The sequence below is a fragment of the Vibrio galatheae genome (assembly GCF_000967545.1).
Classification (GTDB): domain Bacteria; phylum Pseudomonadota; class Gammaproteobacteria; order Enterobacterales; family Vibrionaceae; genus Vibrio; species Vibrio galatheae.
Window position 1 is genome coordinate 34071 of record NZ_JXXV01000025.1, and the last position, 17557, is coordinate 51627.

Annotated in this window: 12 protein-coding genes and 2 tRNA genes; 10 read left to right on the top strand and 4 right to left on the bottom strand. The window is 46.0% G+C overall.

Features of this window, described 5'->3' with window-relative positions:
- Positions 1-58: 58 nt before the first annotated feature.
- Positions 59-2098, bottom strand: coding sequence for an EAL domain-containing protein (locus tag TW81_RS13875; RefSeq protein ID WP_045956330.1), 2040 nt, complete (start codon positions 2096-2098; stop codon positions 59-61).
- Between the two features lie 195 nt (positions 2099-2293).
- Between TW81_RS13875 and ubiT the strand changes: the two genes are divergently transcribed.
- The 10 genes from ubiT to truB all read left to right on the top strand — a co-directional run bounded on the left by ubiT (position 2294) and on the right by truB (position 10478).
- A complete protein-coding gene (ubiT, locus tag TW81_RS13880; RefSeq protein WP_045956331.1) occupies positions 2294-2821 on the top strand; it encodes a ubiquinone anaerobic biosynthesis accessory factor UbiT in 528 nt (175 codons plus the stop codon).
- Positions 2805-3308 (top strand): GNAT family N-acetyltransferase, encoded by a 504-nt coding sequence (locus TW81_RS13885; protein WP_045956332.1) that lies wholly within the window; start codon positions 2805-2807, stop codon positions 3306-3308. Before ubiT ends, TW81_RS13885 begins: the two co-directional genes overlap by 17 nt.
- 223 nt (positions 3309-3531) lie before the next feature.
- The gene (gene secG, locus TW81_RS13890; RefSeq protein WP_045956489.1) at positions 3532-3864 is read left to right on the top strand and encodes a preprotein translocase subunit SecG; all 333 of its coding nucleotides are present in this window, start codon (positions 3532-3534) and stop codon (positions 3862-3864) included.
- Between the two features lie 32 nt (positions 3865-3896).
- A tRNA-Leu gene (locus tag TW81_RS13895) sits at positions 3897-3980 on the top strand.
- 56 nt (positions 3981-4036) lie between these two features.
- Positions 4037-4113, top strand: a tRNA-Met gene (locus tag TW81_RS13900).
- A 208-nt stretch (positions 4114-4321) separates the two neighbouring features.
- Positions 4322-4777: a ribosome maturation factor RimP gene (gene rimP / locus TW81_RS13905; protein ID WP_045956333.1), complete on the top strand. Its 456-nt coding sequence runs from the start codon at positions 4322-4324 to the stop codon at positions 4775-4777.
- A 24-nt stretch (positions 4778-4801) separates the two neighbouring features.
- Positions 4802-6289, top strand: coding sequence for a transcription termination factor NusA (gene nusA / locus TW81_RS13910; protein ID WP_045956334.1), 1488 nt, complete (start codon positions 4802-4804; stop codon positions 6287-6289).
- Positions 6290-6309: 20 nt separating this feature from the next.
- Positions 6310-9009 carry a translation initiation factor IF-2 gene (infB, locus tag TW81_RS13915; protein ID WP_045956335.1) on the top strand — a complete coding sequence of 900 codons (2700 nt, stop codon included), beginning with the start codon at positions 6310-6312 and terminating at the stop codon, positions 9007-9009.
- Between the two features lie 114 nt (positions 9010-9123).
- Complete coding sequence (gene rbfA / locus TW81_RS13920; RefSeq protein ID WP_045956336.1) at positions 9124-9531, top strand: 30S ribosome-binding factor RbfA; 408 nt, start codon at positions 9124-9126, stop codon at positions 9529-9531.
- A complete protein-coding gene (gene truB / locus TW81_RS13925; protein WP_045956337.1) occupies positions 9531-10478 on the top strand; it encodes a tRNA pseudouridine(55) synthase TruB in 948 nt (315 codons plus the stop codon). The genes rbfA and truB overlap by 1 nt, the downstream gene beginning before the upstream one ends.
- A 333-nt stretch (positions 10479-10811) precedes the next feature.
- Here truB and TW81_RS13930 read toward each other — a convergent pair whose 3' ends face one another.
- From TW81_RS13930 to gltB, 3 genes are all read right to left on the bottom strand, one after another.
- Positions 10812-11240 (bottom strand): DUF1499 domain-containing protein, encoded by a 429-nt coding sequence (locus tag TW81_RS13930; RefSeq protein ID WP_045956338.1) that lies wholly within the window; start codon positions 11238-11240, stop codon positions 10812-10814.
- A gap of 99 nt (positions 11241-11339) precedes the next feature.
- A complete protein-coding gene (locus tag TW81_RS13935) occupies positions 11340-12752 on the bottom strand; it encodes an FAD-dependent oxidoreductase (protein WP_045956339.1) in 1413 nt (470 codons plus the stop codon).
- Between the two features lie 21 nt (positions 12753-12773).
- Positions 12774-17237 (bottom strand): glutamate synthase large subunit, encoded by a 4464-nt coding sequence (gltB, locus tag TW81_RS13940; protein ID WP_045956340.1) that lies wholly within the window; start codon positions 17235-17237, stop codon positions 12774-12776.
- Positions 17238-17557 lie beyond the last annotated feature (320 nt).

Genomic DNA, 17557 nt, shown 5'->3' on the forward strand with positions numbered 1-17557 from the left:
AGCAAATTTGATGTACAGCAGGTTTGTGTGACTTTCTGCTCTATTTACTCAAATAGGGTTAGTTTTTATGGCGACGGTTTTGGGCAAAAAGCTCTTCAACTTCTTGTCTTGGTTGTGGGCGGTAGAAGTGGAAGCCCTGAATTGAATTACAGTTTAGGTTAGACAGCAGAGTCGCCTGTTGCTGGGTCTCGACACCTTCAGCGACTACAGTTAAATCAAGTGATTTACCAAGGTTAATGATGTTCTCAATCACGGTAATTTGCTTAGGTAGCGTATCAATGTCATTGATAAAGGCGCGGTCAATCTTTAGCTCATCAATTGGGAAACGAGCTAAGTAAGAGAGTGATGAGTAGCCTGTACCAAAGTCGTCAATTGACAGGGCAAAGCCGAGCTTCTTAATCGCATTGAGCATCTGCAAGGTGTGCTCACTATCACTCATTACGGCGCTTTCAGTCAGCTCGAAGGTGATACAGGCCGGGTCAAGCTCAGTCGTGCGCAGTAGCTTTTCCATGTAATCGATCAGTTTTGGATTGCCAAACTGCTCAGGGGAAAGGTTAATTGCCACTCGGCCTGGTAATATGCCTTGTAATTTCCAGCGCTTAACTGTGCTAAATACGTCGCGCATCACAACGCGACCAAGATGCTCAATCAATCCCGCTCGCTCCGCAACTGGAATGAAAGCACCTGGGCTGATATAGCCTTCGACTGGGTGTTTCCAACGGATTAGTGCCTCAGCACCATTGATACTAAAATCACGGGCATTGACCTTAGGTTGATACCAAACTTCCAACCCGTTTTGTTGCAGCGCTTTCTGCAGTTCAATTTCCAGCCATAAACGCATCCGCGCTTCTTTGTTCATCTGATCATTAAACTTGATTAAACGGTTGCGACCACGATCCTTGGCTTCGTACATCGCGGTATCCGCATTTTGCAGCAAAATACGTGCATCGTTGCCATCTCCTGGGTAGGCGACACTACCAATCGAACAGGCTAAGCGTTTGCTGAAGTGATGTAAGTCAAATGGCTGGTTGATCAGAGAGATAATTCTTTCAGAGAGCATTTCCGCCATACGGTTGTTCTCTGGTTCCGGCAAAATAATACCAAACTCGTCCCCACCTAAATGACCCAGTACCGCTTGCTGTGGCAGTAAACGTTTCAAACGTGAAGAGACTTCTTTAATGACTTTATCGCCAATATGATGACCTAATGAATCATTGATATTTTTAAAGTTATCAATGTCTAGGTAGAGCATGATCAGTGGCGTTTCATTGTGAATCAACTGTTCGAGACGCTTAGTGAAACCAAAGCGATTATACAGCCCGGTCAGCGAATCTAGATGAATATCTTCTTGCTTGCTGTTGGTGAGACTTGTTGTCGCGGCCTCGGCATCCTGAATCAGAATCAATTGTGAGTCGCTGCCAAGAATCATCGCCGCATCAGCTTGTATCTGGACTTTGCGCTCAAAGCCACAACGTGGGCTGGTTAAGCAGGTCAGCGGTGTTTCACCAAGCATATTGGCAAATGAGTCAGAGAACACGGTTTTAGTTTTCTCATCGACAAACAAGCGTGACAAGCTTTCGCCGAGTACATCTTGAATCGATTCAAAGCCTAGCAGACGTAATGCTGCAGGGTTTGCCGACAGGACGCAGTCATCCTCGACCAATAAGATACCTTCTGGTAGTAGCGAGGTTAGGGTAGAAAATTTCCCTTCAGACTCTTCAAGTGAACGGATCAGGATCTGTTTTTCGGAGGTGTCGAGCGCATGAAAAATAACATGTTCAACCTTACCCTCGATTTCGATAGGAGAAACATTGAAATGCAGACTTGTCTCTAAGTCGAGATCACCCATCGACATTTCTGCCTCTATCGACTCACCTTTAAAGGCTCTGTCATAGTATGGCTTGAGGTGATCGTAAAATTGTTGTCCGAGAATCTGGCGGTCACACATGCCGATGACTTCAGTCGGAGTCAGGCCCGCAATATCACAATAGCGGCCGTTAACCATTGCATAGTTATGCTGGCTATCCAAAATGGCGAAAAAAAACGGGCTGTTTGCCGTTAATTTTGTAAACCAGTGCTGTAATTGTTGCGATAGCATCAAGTTTTTCCGACTCTCCGAAGAACAAATTATCCACTAGGGAGCGCATGTGAGTGATAGAGGTACTATAACTGTCCTTGCCGTGACTTTAAAGAGTTAAGGCATAGCACAGATTCTTTGACCGATAACAGGAAATTACAGTTAAACATACTCTATGATGAGCAATTCTAGCTAACAAAGTAACGGATATTTCGCGTGATTAACAAGATTCGCACTCAACTAGTTCAAAATGCCGCATCAATTTTGCGATCTCCAGTCCACTTCTTGCCTCAAGTTGTACAAAAAAAAGCCTTACTCGAAGGTTTGAAAACGGTATTTAAAGAGGCACTGGAAGATGGCGATTTTGAGTTTCTCGAAGGCAAATGGCTAAAAGTCGAAGTGAAAGACTTGCAGGTGAGTTGGTTGATCAGCTACGACAATGAGCAAATCGTTATCGCAGACAAAGCGGTTAAAGAAGATGTATTATTTAGCAGCAATCTCAATGATTTGGTGTTAATTGCCGGCCGTAAAGAAGATCCGGATACCTTGTTCTTTCAACGCCGTTTGTCGATTGAGGGAGACACAGAGCTGGGCTTAGAAGTAAAAAACCTGATGGATAGTGTGGATCTCGATTCTTTACCTAAACCAATGCAGACCTTGTTAAATCAACTAGCCGAATTTGTGCAAAAGGGCTTACAATCGCCGACAACACATAATGAGGTTATTAATGCTTATTCGAACTGAAGCTCCGGCAGATATACTTGCTGTAGACCGATTACTCAAATCGACATTTGAAACAGAGGCCGAAGCCAATTTAGTTATGCGGCTAAGAGAAAACGGCCGCCGCACTTTATCGTTAGTCGCATGCAATGATGACGGTGAGGTGGTGGGTTATGTCTTGTTTAGCCCAGTCACATTAGACGGTAGCGATCTTAACTGGCAAGGGCTTGCTCCATTGGCTGTCGATGAGCAATACCGTAATCAAGGTTTAGCCGCCGAACTGGTTAAAGAGGGGTTTGCTGCTTTATATGAGTTTGGCTATCCCGCTTGTGTGGTATTAGGTGACCCTGCTTATTATGGTCGCTTTGGTTTCATTGACAGTGAACAGCATCAGATGCGTTGCCAATGGGATGTGCCTCAAGGCGCCTTTCAAGTGCTGGCGTTGGCTGAAGATGAATTCGACCAGCGCTCTGGTCTGATTGAGTACAGCCCTGAATTTTCAGATCTTTAATAGCGAAACGGTCAAAGTAGTGAGCTTAATGTGTTGTTTTGTCCTTTTTTTGACCGTTTAACTCCCAACATGTACTTTTTTGAAAAAATCTACTTGTCAGCGTGATCGGGTTTCGCTAGTATTGCTCGGCCTTCGATAAGGAGGTCGCTAGCCTTGTTCAAAAACATCAAACAAGAGTTTTCGAGCGGCGCTGGCTCAACAATTTGGAACATAGGTGGAAATCATGTTTACAGTTCTACTTGTGATTTACCTGTTGGCAGCGGTTGGTGTAATCGGCCTAGTGCTGATTCAACAAGGTAAAGGCGCAGATATGGGAGCCTCATTCGGTGCTGGCGCATCAAACACAGTGTTTGGCGCAAGCGGCTCAGGTAATTTCCTAACCCGAATGACTGCAATTTTTGCAACAGTATTTTTCATCCTTAGCTTGGTGTTAGGCAATATGTCTACACACAAAACTGAATCCCAGTGGATTGACCCAACACAAGGTCAAATCATTCAGCAAGCTGACGATGCGAGTGACATTCCAGCACCTCAGGGTGATGAAATTCCTCAATAAGCTATTTTCTAGCTGAGAATATAGAATTAGCTGCCGAGATGGTGAAATTGGTAGACACGCTAGCATGAGGTGCTAGTGCCTTAGGTGTGAGGGTTCGAGTCCCTCTCTCGGCACCATTGATTTACAAACTTGTAAAACACCTTGGAGAGCGTATAATGCTCGACAAGTCGGACGCGGGGTGGAGCAGCTTGGTAGCTCGTCGGGCTCATAACCCGAAGGTCGTCGGTTCAAATCCGGCCCCCGCAACCAAATTCTTTAAGGATTTGGGCAAGTTTGCGCAGTAGCGATACTGCGAGTTAAGTGGCAACGAATCACTTAACGTATCAGGGTCCAGCAACAAAAAACCCCGACTTTTCGGGGTTTTTTGTTATCTAAATTTTCTAATTTGAAAATTTAGAGCTTTGCTTGGAATTTAAATTGGGCTCTGAGCCCTTTTTTTGTTTCTGGAGTGGTTTAAATGACTGGTTTAGAAAGACAACTTACTGAAATGCTTGAAGCTCCTGTAGCGGCATCAGGTTATGAGTTAGTTGGATTAGAATTTGTTCGCGCAGGTGAACACTCAACGTTACGTATCTTCATCGATCACGAGAACGGTATTAATGTTGAAGATTGTGCCGAAGTTAGCCGTCAGGTTAGCGCGGTTATGGACGTTGAAGATCCAATCACAGTGGCTTACAACCTTGAAGTCTCTTCACCAGGTTTAGAAAGACCACTTTTCAAAGCTGCACACTATGAACAATTTATTGGTCACGAGGTAAGCATCGTTTTGAAAATGGCTGTTGGCAACCGTCGCAAGTGGAAAGGTGTTATCCACGCAGTTGATGGTGAAACTATCTCAGTTATCGTTGAAGGTAACCAAGAAGAGTTTGCCCTAAGCAACATTTCAAAAGCCAACCTGATCCCTAAATTTTAATTAAAGTCTTAGAGGCTATTTAAAATGAGTAAAGAAATTTTAGCGGTAGTAGAAGCGGTATCGAACGAGAAAGCGGTACCTCGTGAGCGTATCTTTGAAGCCCTAGAAATTGCTCTAGCAACTTCTACTAAGAAGAAGCACGAAATGGAAATCGATGTTCGTGTTGAAATCGACCGTAAAACGGGTGAGTTTGAAACTTTCCGTCGTTGGTTGATTGTTGAAGAAGTTGAGCACCCAACAAAAGAAATTTCATTAGAAGCTGCTAAGTTTGAAAACGAAGAGTTCGAACTAGGCGACTACGTTGAAGATGACATTGAGTCAGTCACGTTTGACCGTATTACGACTCAAACAGCTAAGCAAGTTATCGTACAGAAAGTACGTGAAGCTGAGCGTGCACAAATCGTTGAGCAGTTCATCGACAACGAAGGTGAGCTAGTAACAGGTGTGGTTAAGAAAGTTAACCGTGAAACAGTTGTTCTTGATCTAGGCAATAACGCAGAAGCCGTTATCCTACGTGACGACCAACTACCACGTGAAAACTTCCGCCCAGGTGACCGTGTTCGTGGCCTACTTTACAAAGTAGCGCCAGAAGCCCGTGGTTTCCAACTGTTTATTACTCGCTCTAAACCTGAAATGCTAGAAGAGCTATTCCGTGTTGAAGTGCCTGAAATCGCTGAAGAAATCATCGAGCTGAAAGGTGCGGCACGCGATCCAGGTTCTCGTGCCAAAATTGCAGTGAAAACCAACGATAAGCGTATTGACCCTGTGGGCGCGTGTGTTGGTATGCGTGGCGCACGTGTTCAGGCTGTTTCGGGTGAACTGGGTGGCGAGCGTATCGATATCGTGCTTTGGGATGATAACCCAGCGCAATTTGTTATCAACGCAATGGCACCGGCTGACGTTGCATCTATCATCGTTGACGAAGACGCCAATGCGATGGATATCGCTGTTGAAGCAGACAACCTAGCGCAAGCTATTGGTCGTAATGGCCAAAACGTACGTCTTGCATCTCAACTAACAGGTTGGGAACTGAACGTAATGACAGTGGAAGACCTGCATAAGAAACATGCAGAAGAGTCTCAAGCTGCAATTGAAAGCTTCATGAAGCACTTAGATATCGAAGAAGATTTTGCTCAACTACTTGTTGAAGAAGGTTTCTCGACTCTAGAAGAAGTGGCTTACGTACCAGTCAATGAGCTACTTGAAGTTGATGGTCTTGATGAAGACCTAGTAGAAGAACTACGTAATCGTGCTAAGAATGCACTAACAACTCTTGCTCTTGCACAAGAAGAGTCTTTCGAAGGTTTAGAACCTGCTGAAGACCTACTTGGACTAGAAGGTCTAGAGCGTGAGATGGCATTTAAACTGGCGGCTAAAGGTGTAGCAACACTAGAAGATCTAGCTGATCAGGGTATTGATGACCTAGAAGGTATTGAAGGTCTAACCGAAGAACGTGCGGGTGAGCTAATCATGGCTGCTCGTAACATTTGTTGGTTCGGCGAAGACGCATAATTTCAGCAAGGAGGAAGCGGATGACACAAATTACTGTTAAGGCACTGAGTGAAGAAATTGGTACACCAGTGGACCGCTTGATTGAACAACTTGCTGACGCGGGTATGAAGAAAGCGAGTAGTGATCAAGTTACTGATGAAGAAAAACAGAAACTTTTGACTCACCTTAAGAAAGAGCACGGCGACACGTCGGGTGACACTGAGCCAACTCGCCTAACTCTACAGCGTAAAACTCGCAGCACACTGAGCGTTAATGCTGGTGGTGGCAAGAGTAAGGATGTTCAAGTAGAAGTGCGTAAAAAGCGCACGTATGTGAAGCGCAGCATTATCGAAGACGACGCGAAACGTGAGGCTGAGGAAACAGCGAAGCGTGAAGCTGAAGAGCTTGCGAAGCGTGAGGCTGAAGAGCAAGCGAAACGTGAAGCTGCAGAGAAAGCAAAACGCGAGGCCGAAGAAAAAGCGAAGCAAGAAGTGGATGCAAAACGCGAAGCTGAAGATAAGGCCAAACGCGCACAAGCTGATAAGGCTAAGAAAGACATGAATGCAAAAAATGCGGAAGCTAATACGCAAGCTAAGAAAGAAGCTGACGAGCTGAAGCGTCGTCAGGAAGAAGAAGCCCAACGTAAAGCAGAGCAAGAAGCGGCTAAACTTGTCGAAGAAGCTCGTAAGCTAGCGGAAGAAAACGAAGCTCGTTGGACTGAAGAAGAGAAGAAGAAGAAAGAGTTAGAGAATTCTGACTATCACGTAACCACTTCTTCTTATGCTCGTGAAGCTGAAGATGCTGCGGATCGCAAAGAAGAAGGCGGTCGTCGTAAGAAGAAGAAGAGCAAACCTTCGAACAAAGATGATGAGTCAGCGGCACGTAATAGCCGTAACCAACGTGGCGGCAAAGCCGGTCGTAACAGAGGCAAACTAGCAAAACCAGCTTCTATGCAACAAGGTTTTGATAAGACTGCTACTGTAGCAAAAGCGGACGTTGTTATCGGTGAAACAATTGTTGTTTCTGAACTGGCAAGCAAAATGTCAGTGAAAGGCACTGAAGTCATCAAAGTGATGATGAAGATGGGCGCGATGGCGACGATCAACCAAGTGATCGACCAAGAAACAGCACAACTTGTTGCTGAAGAAATGGGCCACAAGGTTATTCTGCGTAAAGAGAATGAGCTAGAAGAAGCGGTACTATCTGATCGTGATAGCGACGCAGAAGCAGTTCATCGTGCACCTGTAGTCACTATCATGGGCCACGTTGACCACGGTAAAACGTCGACACTTGACTACATCCGTAAAGCGCATGTTGCTTCGGGTGAAGCGGGCGGTATCACACAGCACATCGGTGCATACCACGTTGAAACTGATAACGGTATGATCACTTTCCTTGATACTCCAGGACACGCAGCGTTTACCGCTATGCGTGCTCGTGGTGCTCAAGCGACAGATATCGTTGTTCTTGTTGTTGCGGCAGACGATGGTGTAATGCCACAAACAATCGAAGCAATCCAGCACGCGAAAGCGGCAGGCGTACCTCTGATTGTTGCAGTGAACAAGATCGATAAAGAAGACGCAAACCCAGATAACGTTAAGAATGAGCTAGCTCAGTACGACGTTATTCCTGAAGAGTGGGGCGGTGAGAACATGTTCGTTCACATCTCTGCGAAACAGGGTACAAACATCGACGGTCTGCTAGAAACTATCCTGCTACAATCCGAAGTTCTTGAACTGACGGCTGTTAAAGACGGTATGGCGTCTGGTGTTGTGGTTGAATCTCGTCTTGATAAAGGTCGCGGTCCAGTTGCAACGGTACTTGTTCAATCAGGTACGCTTAACAAAGGCGATATCGTTCTTTGTGGTCAAGAATACGGCCGTGTTCGTGCAATGCGCGATGAGAACGGTCAAGAAGTGACTTCGGCTGGTCCATCTATCCCAGTAGAGATTTTAGGACTTTCTGGTGTACCAGCGTCTGGTGATGAAGCAACAGTTGTACGTGACGAGCGTAAAGCACGTGAAGTAGCGAACTACCGTCAAGGTAAATTCCGTGAAGTGAAACTAGCACGTCAGCAGAAAGCGAAACTAGAGAACATGTTCTCTAACATGACAGCTGGTGAAGTTGCTGAACTCAACGTGGTTCTTAAAGCTGACGTACAAGGTTCTGTTGAAGCAATTGCTGACTCGCTACGTAAACTTTCAACTGATGAAGTGAAAGTGAACATCGTAGGCTCTGGTGTTGGTGGTATCACTGAAACTGACGCAGTACTTGCAGCAGCATCGAATGCAATCATTCTTGGCTTCAACGTTCGTGCTGATGCAACAGCGCGTCGTACAGTTGAGAACGAAAACCTAGACCTACGTTACTACTCAATCATTTACCAATTGATTGACGAAGTGAAACAAGCAATGGGCGGTATGCTTGCTCCTGAATTCAAGCAAGAGATCATTGGTCTTGCTGAAGTACGTGACGTATTTAAGTCACCGAAACTGGGCGCAATCGCTGGTTGTATGGTTACTGAAGGTCTGATTAAGCGTAACAACCCTATCCGTGTACTACGTGATAACGTTGTTATCTACGAAGGTGAACTAGAATCACTTCGTCGCTTTAAAGATGACGTTCAAGAAGTTAAGAACGGCTACGAGTGTGGTATCGGCGTTAAGAACTACAATGATGTTCGCGTTGGTGACCAAATCGAAGTATTCGAAATCGTAGAAGTTAAACGTACTCTTGACTAATTGACTAACATTACTGGCTTACTCATTGATGGATAAGTAGTAATTGGTTGTTGAATACGCCATGGGGGGCTGGAATTAATCCATCCCCCCATTCTTTCTAATAAGAGAAAAGATATGTCAAAAGAATTTAGCCGCACGCAGCGTGTTGCACAACAGCTGCAAAAAGAACTTGCGATGATCCTTCAGCGCGAAGTTCGTGATTCTCGCCTAGGTATGGTGACCATTTCTGATGTAGAAGTGTCACGTGACCTAGCATACGCAAAAGTATTCGTTACTTTCCTATGTGTTGGTGAACAAACACCAGAGTCTTGCCTAGAAGCACTGCGTGAACATGAAGTTCACATTCGCATGATGCTAGGTAAGCGCATTTGCCTGCGTCTAACACCTGAAGTTCGTTTCTACTACGACAATACCCTAGTTGAAGGTATGCGTATGTCGAACTTAGTGTCAGAAGTGGTTAACGAAGATAAGCGCAAGCAGCATGACGCAGGTCGTGAAGAAGACCAGGCAGGTGAAGAGTAATGGCTCGTCGTCGTAAAGGTCGTCCAATTAACGGTGTTATCCTTTTGGATAAGCCAACAGGCATTTCATCTAATGATGCACTGCAAAAAGTAAAACGTATTTACTTTGCGGAGAAAGCAGGTCATACCGGTGCTCTGGATCCCCTAGCGACAGGTATGCTGCCAATTTGTCTTGGTGAAGCGACCAAGTTCTCTCAGTTTCTATTAGATTCTGACAAGCGTTACCGAGTGATAGCTAAACTGGGGCAGCGTACCGATACGTCAGATTCTGATGGTGAGGTGGTTGAAACACGTCCAGTTAATGTGAACCTTGAACAGCTTGAAGCCTGCATTGATAAGTTCCGTGGTGAATCTGATCAGGTGCCATCCATGTTCTCGGCTTTGAAGTATCAAGGCAAGCCGCTGTATGAATATGCACGTAAAGGCATCGAAGTTCCGCGTGAATCTCGTAAAATCACGGTATATGAGATAGTTCTGCATCGTTTCGAAGGCGATGAGGTTGAGATGGAAGTGCACTGCTCAAAAGGGACTTACATTCGTACTATCGTTGATGATCTTGGTGAGATGCTAGGTTGTGGTGCACACGTAACTATGCTGCGTCGTACAGGTGTGGCGAAATATCCTTATGAGAAGATGGTGACTCTAGAGCAGCTCAACGAGCTTCTTGAACAAGCGCATCGTGATGAGGTGGCTCCGAAAGAGCTACTTGATCCCCTGTTGTTACCTATGGATACTGCGGTCGAAGACTTACCAGAAGTGAACTTAAATGCTGAGCTAACAGATTTAGTTCAACACGGTATGCCCGTTCAGGTATTTGGCGCACCAGAAGGGTCGCCACTACGCATGACTTCTGGTGAAGAAAAGCTCTTTATCGGCGTTGCGGAAGTGAACGATGACGGTAAGGTTGCTCCTAAGCGCTTAGTGGTTTTCCGCGAAGAAGCTGAGTAACACTGTTACTATTGGACATTAAAAACCGAAGCTGATGCTTCGGTTTTTTTATACCAGTGCCTTAACCTGATAACTCTTATAACTATTGCTATCCAAGTCGCTTGAGGTGGGCTTGACTGGCGGAGTACGCGCAGAGCAATTTCTGCGCATACTTGCCGCAATAGCCACAAAGATCACCACATCCAGTTCTAGCCCAAGTACGACAAGCTTTGCGAAGGTGCGGTATTTGTGAAGCAAAACTTATTTACTCGGCATGGTCGTTTAGCCTTGCGGGTTTACATTGGCTTCAATTACCGGTGTTTTGCGTAAGAAATGCCATTCCTTTGTAAGAGATTACTTAACCAATTTCGCCTCAGTCAGAACTGCTCTAAGTGTATCGGCGCGCTTGCGGTTCACGCCAAAATCAGAGCGGCCAGTACGTGATTCAGAGCGAACGATCAGATTATTTCCTTCGATTTTTAGCTCAAGGTCATCAACAAAGCGCATGATCTTGCTGGTAAACTCAACCCTTAAGTAGTCATCCGCTTTTTCGGCTGTTTTGGTTCTCGGCTGTTCGAGTACCACAGCTTCGATTTGATCTAAGGTTACGCCATCATTGAGTTCAAATGGCGCGAGATTATGCTCGGGACGATTGTCTTGGGTTGAAACACAGTTAGGTGTTTCACCGCAAGGGGAAGCGGTTCTATCGGTCATATTTTCTACTCCTTGGCTACAAGCGGTTAAACCCAAAACAGTGATCGAAAGGAGAGCGACTTTCTTCATCTTGAATGCCTTTAATTATTTTCTGTTATGAAAATCAATTATATGTTGGAAATAAAAAAAGGATCCACACTATGGATCCTTTTTGACGTTGGCTGACGTTTAGAGCTCTAGATAATCGAGAATGCCTTCCGCCGCTTTGCGTCCTTCATCGATGGCCGTCACGACCAGATCAGAACCGCGAACAGCATCACCACCGGCAAAGATCTTCTTGTTACTAGTTTGGAACATAAATTCTTGCTCTGAAGGGGCTTTAATGCGGCCCCACTGATCAAGCTCGACACCATATGGCTCTAACCAGTTCATATGATGAGGCTGGAAGCCAAACGCCATAATGACGGCATCAGCTTCTAGAACATGCTCACTGCCTTCAACGGGCTCTGGACGGCGACGACCTGCATCATCAGGTTCACCTAGTGCGGTTTTTACCACTTTAACGCCACTAACCTTGCCAGTGTTGTCTATTTCAAGGCCAAGAGGTTGGAGGTTAAACATAAAGTTAACCCCTTCTTCCTTGGCGTTTTTGACCTCTCGGCGTGAACCCGGCATGTTGGCTTCATCTCGGCGATAGGCACAAATCACGTTGGCCGCGCCTTGACGAATTGAAGTGCGCACACAATCCATAGCTGTATCACCGCCACCTAATACCACGACTTTTTGACCCGCCATATCGATAAAAGGTTTATCGTCGCTTAGGTCCATCACTTTATAAGTATTAGATACTAGGAACGGCAGGGCATCGTAGACACCCGGAGCGTCTTCATTCTCTAACCCCGCACGCATGTTTTTGTATGTGCCGACGCCAAGAAAGACAGCATCATATTCATCAACTAGCTGCTGCATCTGAATATCTTTACCGACTTCAGTATTGAGCTGGAACTCAACCCCCATATCGCTAAATATACGACGGCGATTCTCCATCACTCCTTTCTCTAGTTTGAAAGAAGGGATACCAAAGGTGAGTAGGCCACCGATTTCAGGGTAGCGGTCAAATACCACTGGTTTGACACCATTGCGAACTAAGATATCGGCTGCAGCAAGACCTGCTGGGCCTGCACCTATGATGGCGACTTTCTTATCTGTCCATTCGACTTTTGACATGTCTGGTTTCCAGCCCATTTCAAAAGCTTTATCTGTGATGTACTTTTCGATATTGCCTATGGTGACCGCACCAAAATCATCATTTAGGGTACAAGAGCCCTCACACAGTCTGTCTTGAGGACAGACTCGTCCACACACTTCAGGCAGGCTATTAGTCTGGTGAGAAAGTTCAGCCGCTTCGATAATACGTCCCTCATTGGCAAGTTTGAGCCATTGAGGAATGTAGTTGTGAACCGGACACTTCCATTCACAGTATGGGTTACCACAATCTAAGCAGCGATCGGCCTGAGCCGTCGCTTGCTGTTTGGTAAAAGGTTCATAGATCTCGACAAATTCAATCTTGCGAATCTTAATCGGTTTTTTCGCAGGATCTACACGTTGTACATCGATAAATTGGTATACGTTCTGACTCATGATTCAAACATCCTCCATGATTTACTGGACTTGAACGCGCAATTCTGCGGCACTGCGACTTTGGTGACCAAGCAGAGTATTTAAATCTGCCGCCTGTGGTTTCACTAGGTAGAACTTAGGAATCCATTCGTCAAAGTTCGCCAAGATGTTTTCCGCATGCACAGAGCCTGTTTCTTCAAGATGTTCGGCAATCAGACCACGCAAATGTTCTTGATGAATATAGAGTTCTGAAAGCGCAACTGCGTCAACAGACTCTTGATTCACTCGACCTTGGAAATCATCGTTTTCATCCAAGACGTAAGCAAATCCGCCCGTCATACCCGCGCCAAAGTTAACCCCTGTAGCGCCAAGTATCGCGACAATACCGCCAGTCATGTATTCACAAGCGTTGTCTCCAGCGCCCTCAATCACAGCTATGGTTCCCGAGTTACGTACACCGAAGCGCTCACCAGCCGTACCTGCTGCAAACAATTTGCCACCTGTTGCACCGTAGAGACAGGTGTTACCAATAATGGTCGCTTCGTTACATTTAAAGGCAGTACCTTGGTGCGGTTTGATGACAATTTTCCCCCCGGCCATGCCTTTACCAACGTAGTCATTCGCATCACCAGTTAGATAAAGTTCAACCCCGCCTGCGTTCCAAACTCCAAAGGATTGACCAGCCGTACCGTCTAAGTGCAACTTAATCGGGGTCGCAGCCAGACCTTGATTACCGTAACGTTTGGCAATCTCACCGGATAGGCGAGCGCCAATTGAGCGATCAGTATTGATGACGTTGTAGAAGAAATCTGCCGCTTGCTGCTTTTCAACAGCGGTTAACGCATCGTCAATAATCTTCTGGTTTAACTCGCCCTTATCGAAAGGCGTATTTGGTTCTGTCCAATACAGCGGATGGTTCTGTGGAGAAACCGGAGCTTCAAGGATGCCAGAGAGATCGAGTTTACTCTGCTTCGCCGTCATGCCTTCAACGGCTTCAAGTAGATCCGTACGACCAATCAAATCAGTGAGCTTTTCTACACCAAGTTCCGCGAGCAGTTCACGTACCTCATCAGCAAGACCAATAAAGTAGTTCATCACCATCTCTGGGAGGCCTTTGAAGTACTCTTTACGTAGTGTGTCATCTTGAGTTGCAACACCAGTCGCACAGTTGTTGAGGTGGCAAATGCGTAGGAACTTACAGCCCATGGCAACCATAGGTGCCGTACCGAAACCGAAACTTTCAGCGCCAAGTATCGCCGCTTTAACCACATCAAGCCCCGTCTTAAGGCCGCCGTCGACCTGAAGACGAATCTTATGACGCAGTCCGTTGGAGACTAGCGCTTGCTGAGTTTCTGCCAGACCTAGTTCCCAAGGGCTACCTGCATATTTGACTGAGGTCAGCGGGCTTGCTGCAGTACCACCGTCATAGCCAGAGATAGTGATCAAGTCAGCATAAGCTTTCGCGACACCAGTGGCGATCGTACCGACGCCTGGCTCAGATACCAGTTTGACGGAAACCAGCGCTTTTGGATTGACTTGTTTAAGGTCGAAGATTAGCTGAGCTAAATCCTCAATTGAATAAATGTCGTGGTGTGGCGGTGGTGAAATCAGGGTAACGCCTTGCACCGAGTAACGCAGCTTAGCAATCTCAGCGGTGACTTTGTGCCCTGGTAGCTGACCCCCTTCACCGGGTTTTGCCCCTTGTGCGACCTTTATTTGCAGCACATCTGCATTAGTGAGGTAATGCGGCGTTACACCAAATCGACCCGACGCGACCTGTTTGATCCGCGAGTTGCGCTCGGTACCAAAGCGACGTGGATCTTCCCCCCCTTCACCCGAGTTGGAGTAACCACCTAAACGGTTCATGGCGGTTGCCAGCGCTTCGTGAGCTTCTGGGCTGAGTGCACCAATTGACATCGCAGCTGAATCAAAGCGCTTAAACAACTCTGTACTTGGCTCAATTTTTTCTAGTGCTAATGGGGAGTCTGACTTTTTCAGACGCATTAAATCACGTAGCATGGCCGCTGGACGGTTGTTGACTTGTTTGGCAAAGCTCTTGTAGTCCGAAGCTTGACCAGATTTCACCGCGGTTTGCAGTGTACCAACAACATCTGGGTTGTAGGCGTGATATTCACCACCGTGAACATATTTCAGTAAGCCACCATGATCAATTGGTTTACGTTTGGCCCAAGCTTTGCGAGATAAGTTGTAGAGGTCTTGTTCGAAGTCTTCAAAGTTTGCCCCTTGGATACGGGTTGTCACGCCTTTGAAACAGAGATCAACGACCTCCTGACTTAAACCGACCGCTTCAAAGAGTTGTGAGCAACGGTATGAAGCGACCGTCGATATGCCCATCTTAGACATGATCTTGTACAAGCCTTTATTGATGCCGTATTGATAATTTTGCATCACTTCGCGATAGCTCTTATCAATCCCACCTTCATCAATCACTTTACCCAAGGCTTCATAAGCCAGATATGGGTAGACTGCAGTGGCACCGAAACCGAGTAGTACTGCAAATTGGTGCGGGTCTCTTACTGTACCAGTCTCGGCAATAATATTCGCATCACAGCGTAGATTGGCATCGATCAGTCTAGTTTGAACCGCGCCGACTGCCATTGCTGCTGGAATCGGCAGTCGGCCTTTGGTTAACTCACGGTCGGAAAGTACCACCAAAACCGATCCGCTCTTAACGACTTTCTCTGCTTGGTCACAAAGATCTAAAATCGCCTTCTCAAGATCTTTTTCTTGTGGGTCGTAATTGATGTCGAGCACTGAGTGGCCGTAATGATCGTCATTAAGATCAAGCAATTGCTGCATATCAGAATAGAGCAGTACTGGTGAGTCAAACGTGACACGATGAGCGTGGCCATCGGTTTCGCAAAACACGTTCATCTCTTGACCAATACTGGTCGCCAATGACATGACATGCTTTTCGCGCAGCGGATCAATTGGAGGGTTGGTTACCTGAGCAAATTTCTGACGGAAATAATCAGTGATCAAACGCTCTTTTGAGGAGAGTACCGCCATTGGCGTATCATCGCCCATTGAACCAACCGCTTCTTGGCCCATATCGCCAAGAACACGAATCACCTGATCGATCTCTTCGTTGCTCATGGCAAATTGTTTTTGGTAGGTTTTTAGCTGATCGTCATCAAAGCTACGCTCGCCGACTTGATCTTCGGGCAGCTCTGAGAATGGCGTTAGCTTGCGGACGTTGTTGTCCATCCACTCTTTATATGGATGGCGTCCTTTTAAGTCGTTATCGATTTCGCTAGATTGCCAAAGCTTGCCGTGGCGCGTATCCACCACTAAGAGTTCGCCTGGGCCAACACGACCTTTTTCAGCGACTTCATCGGGCGCATAGTCCCAGATACCAACTTCAGAGGCGAGGGTAATTAGCTTATCTTTGGTGATCACATAGCGAGCCGGACGTAGGCCGTTGCGGTCTAGGTTGCAAGCAGCATAGCGACCATCTGAGAGTACAATACCCGCTGGACCATCCCACGGTTCCATATGCTTAGAGTTAAAGTCATAGAAAGCTCGTAGATCTGGGTCCATATCTGGGTGGTTTTGCCAAGCAGGTGGAACCAGCATTCTCATCGCACGGAAGATATCCATGCCACCGGCTAAGAACAAGTCGAGCATGTTATCTAAGCTCGATGAATCAGAACCCGTTTCATTGACGAAAGGGGCGGCTGTTTGTAAATCGGGCAATAACGGAGATGAGAACTTATAAGCACGCGCACGAGCCCACTGTCTATTACCTTGAATGGTATTAATTTCGCCGTTGTGAGCTAAGTATCTAAATGGCTGAGCCAGTGGCCAACGTGGTTGGGTATTGGTAGAAAAGCGCTGGTGGAACAAACAGATAGCTGATTCCATGCGTAGATCTGCTAGGTCTAAATAGAATCTAGGTAAGTCAGCGGGCATGCATAGCCCTTTATAGACCATTACTTGAGTTGAAAGGCTACAAATATAAAATTCATTGTCGTCGACGATCTGCTTTTCAATCCGTCGCCGAGCTATGTAGAGGCGACGCTCAATATCGCGTTCACGCCAACCTGCGGGAGCAGAGATAAATACCTGTTGAATATTGGGCAGTGAATCTGCGGCGATTGGACCAAGAACTGCAGCATTGGTTGGCACTTCTCGCCAGCCTGATACGGTCAAGGTTTCTTTAGCAAGTTCTTGATTAATGATTTCTTTTGAGTGTTGAGCTTTGAGAGGATCTTGATTGAAGAAAATCATCCCCACGGCGTATTGTTTGCCGAGTTTAAAGCCATTTTCCTCGGCGATTAGACGTAGATAGGAATCTGGTTTTTGTAGTAAAAGACCACACCCGTCGCCTGTTTTACCATCAGCGGCGATACCACCTCGGTGTGTCATGCGATCAAGTGCTGAAATTGCGGTACGAACCAACTTGTGGCTTGGTTCGCCTTCCATATGTGCAATTAAGCCAAATCCACAGTTGTCTTTTTCAAGACTAGGATCATATAAAGCCATTGCAATTCTCCCTTTGCTTCTCTGCCATCCCGACAGAACTACCAACATCAAAAGGGTTGGTATATATGACTAACTATGCGTTTTAATTGTTATATATCGTATAGATATGCATTAAATACTCTTAAAATATTTAACAAAATTGGACGAATTCATTTTCATCGACTTCACAACGTATAGGTTATTATAAAAAAGGTCAAGTTGTTGGTGGAAAATCACGTCAATATGCGATTTACCACGGAATGCGCTGTAATACTGTATATAATTCATAAGCTTAAGGTTTTAATTGTTACAACTTTGCAACAAATGGAGTGTCGATAAAA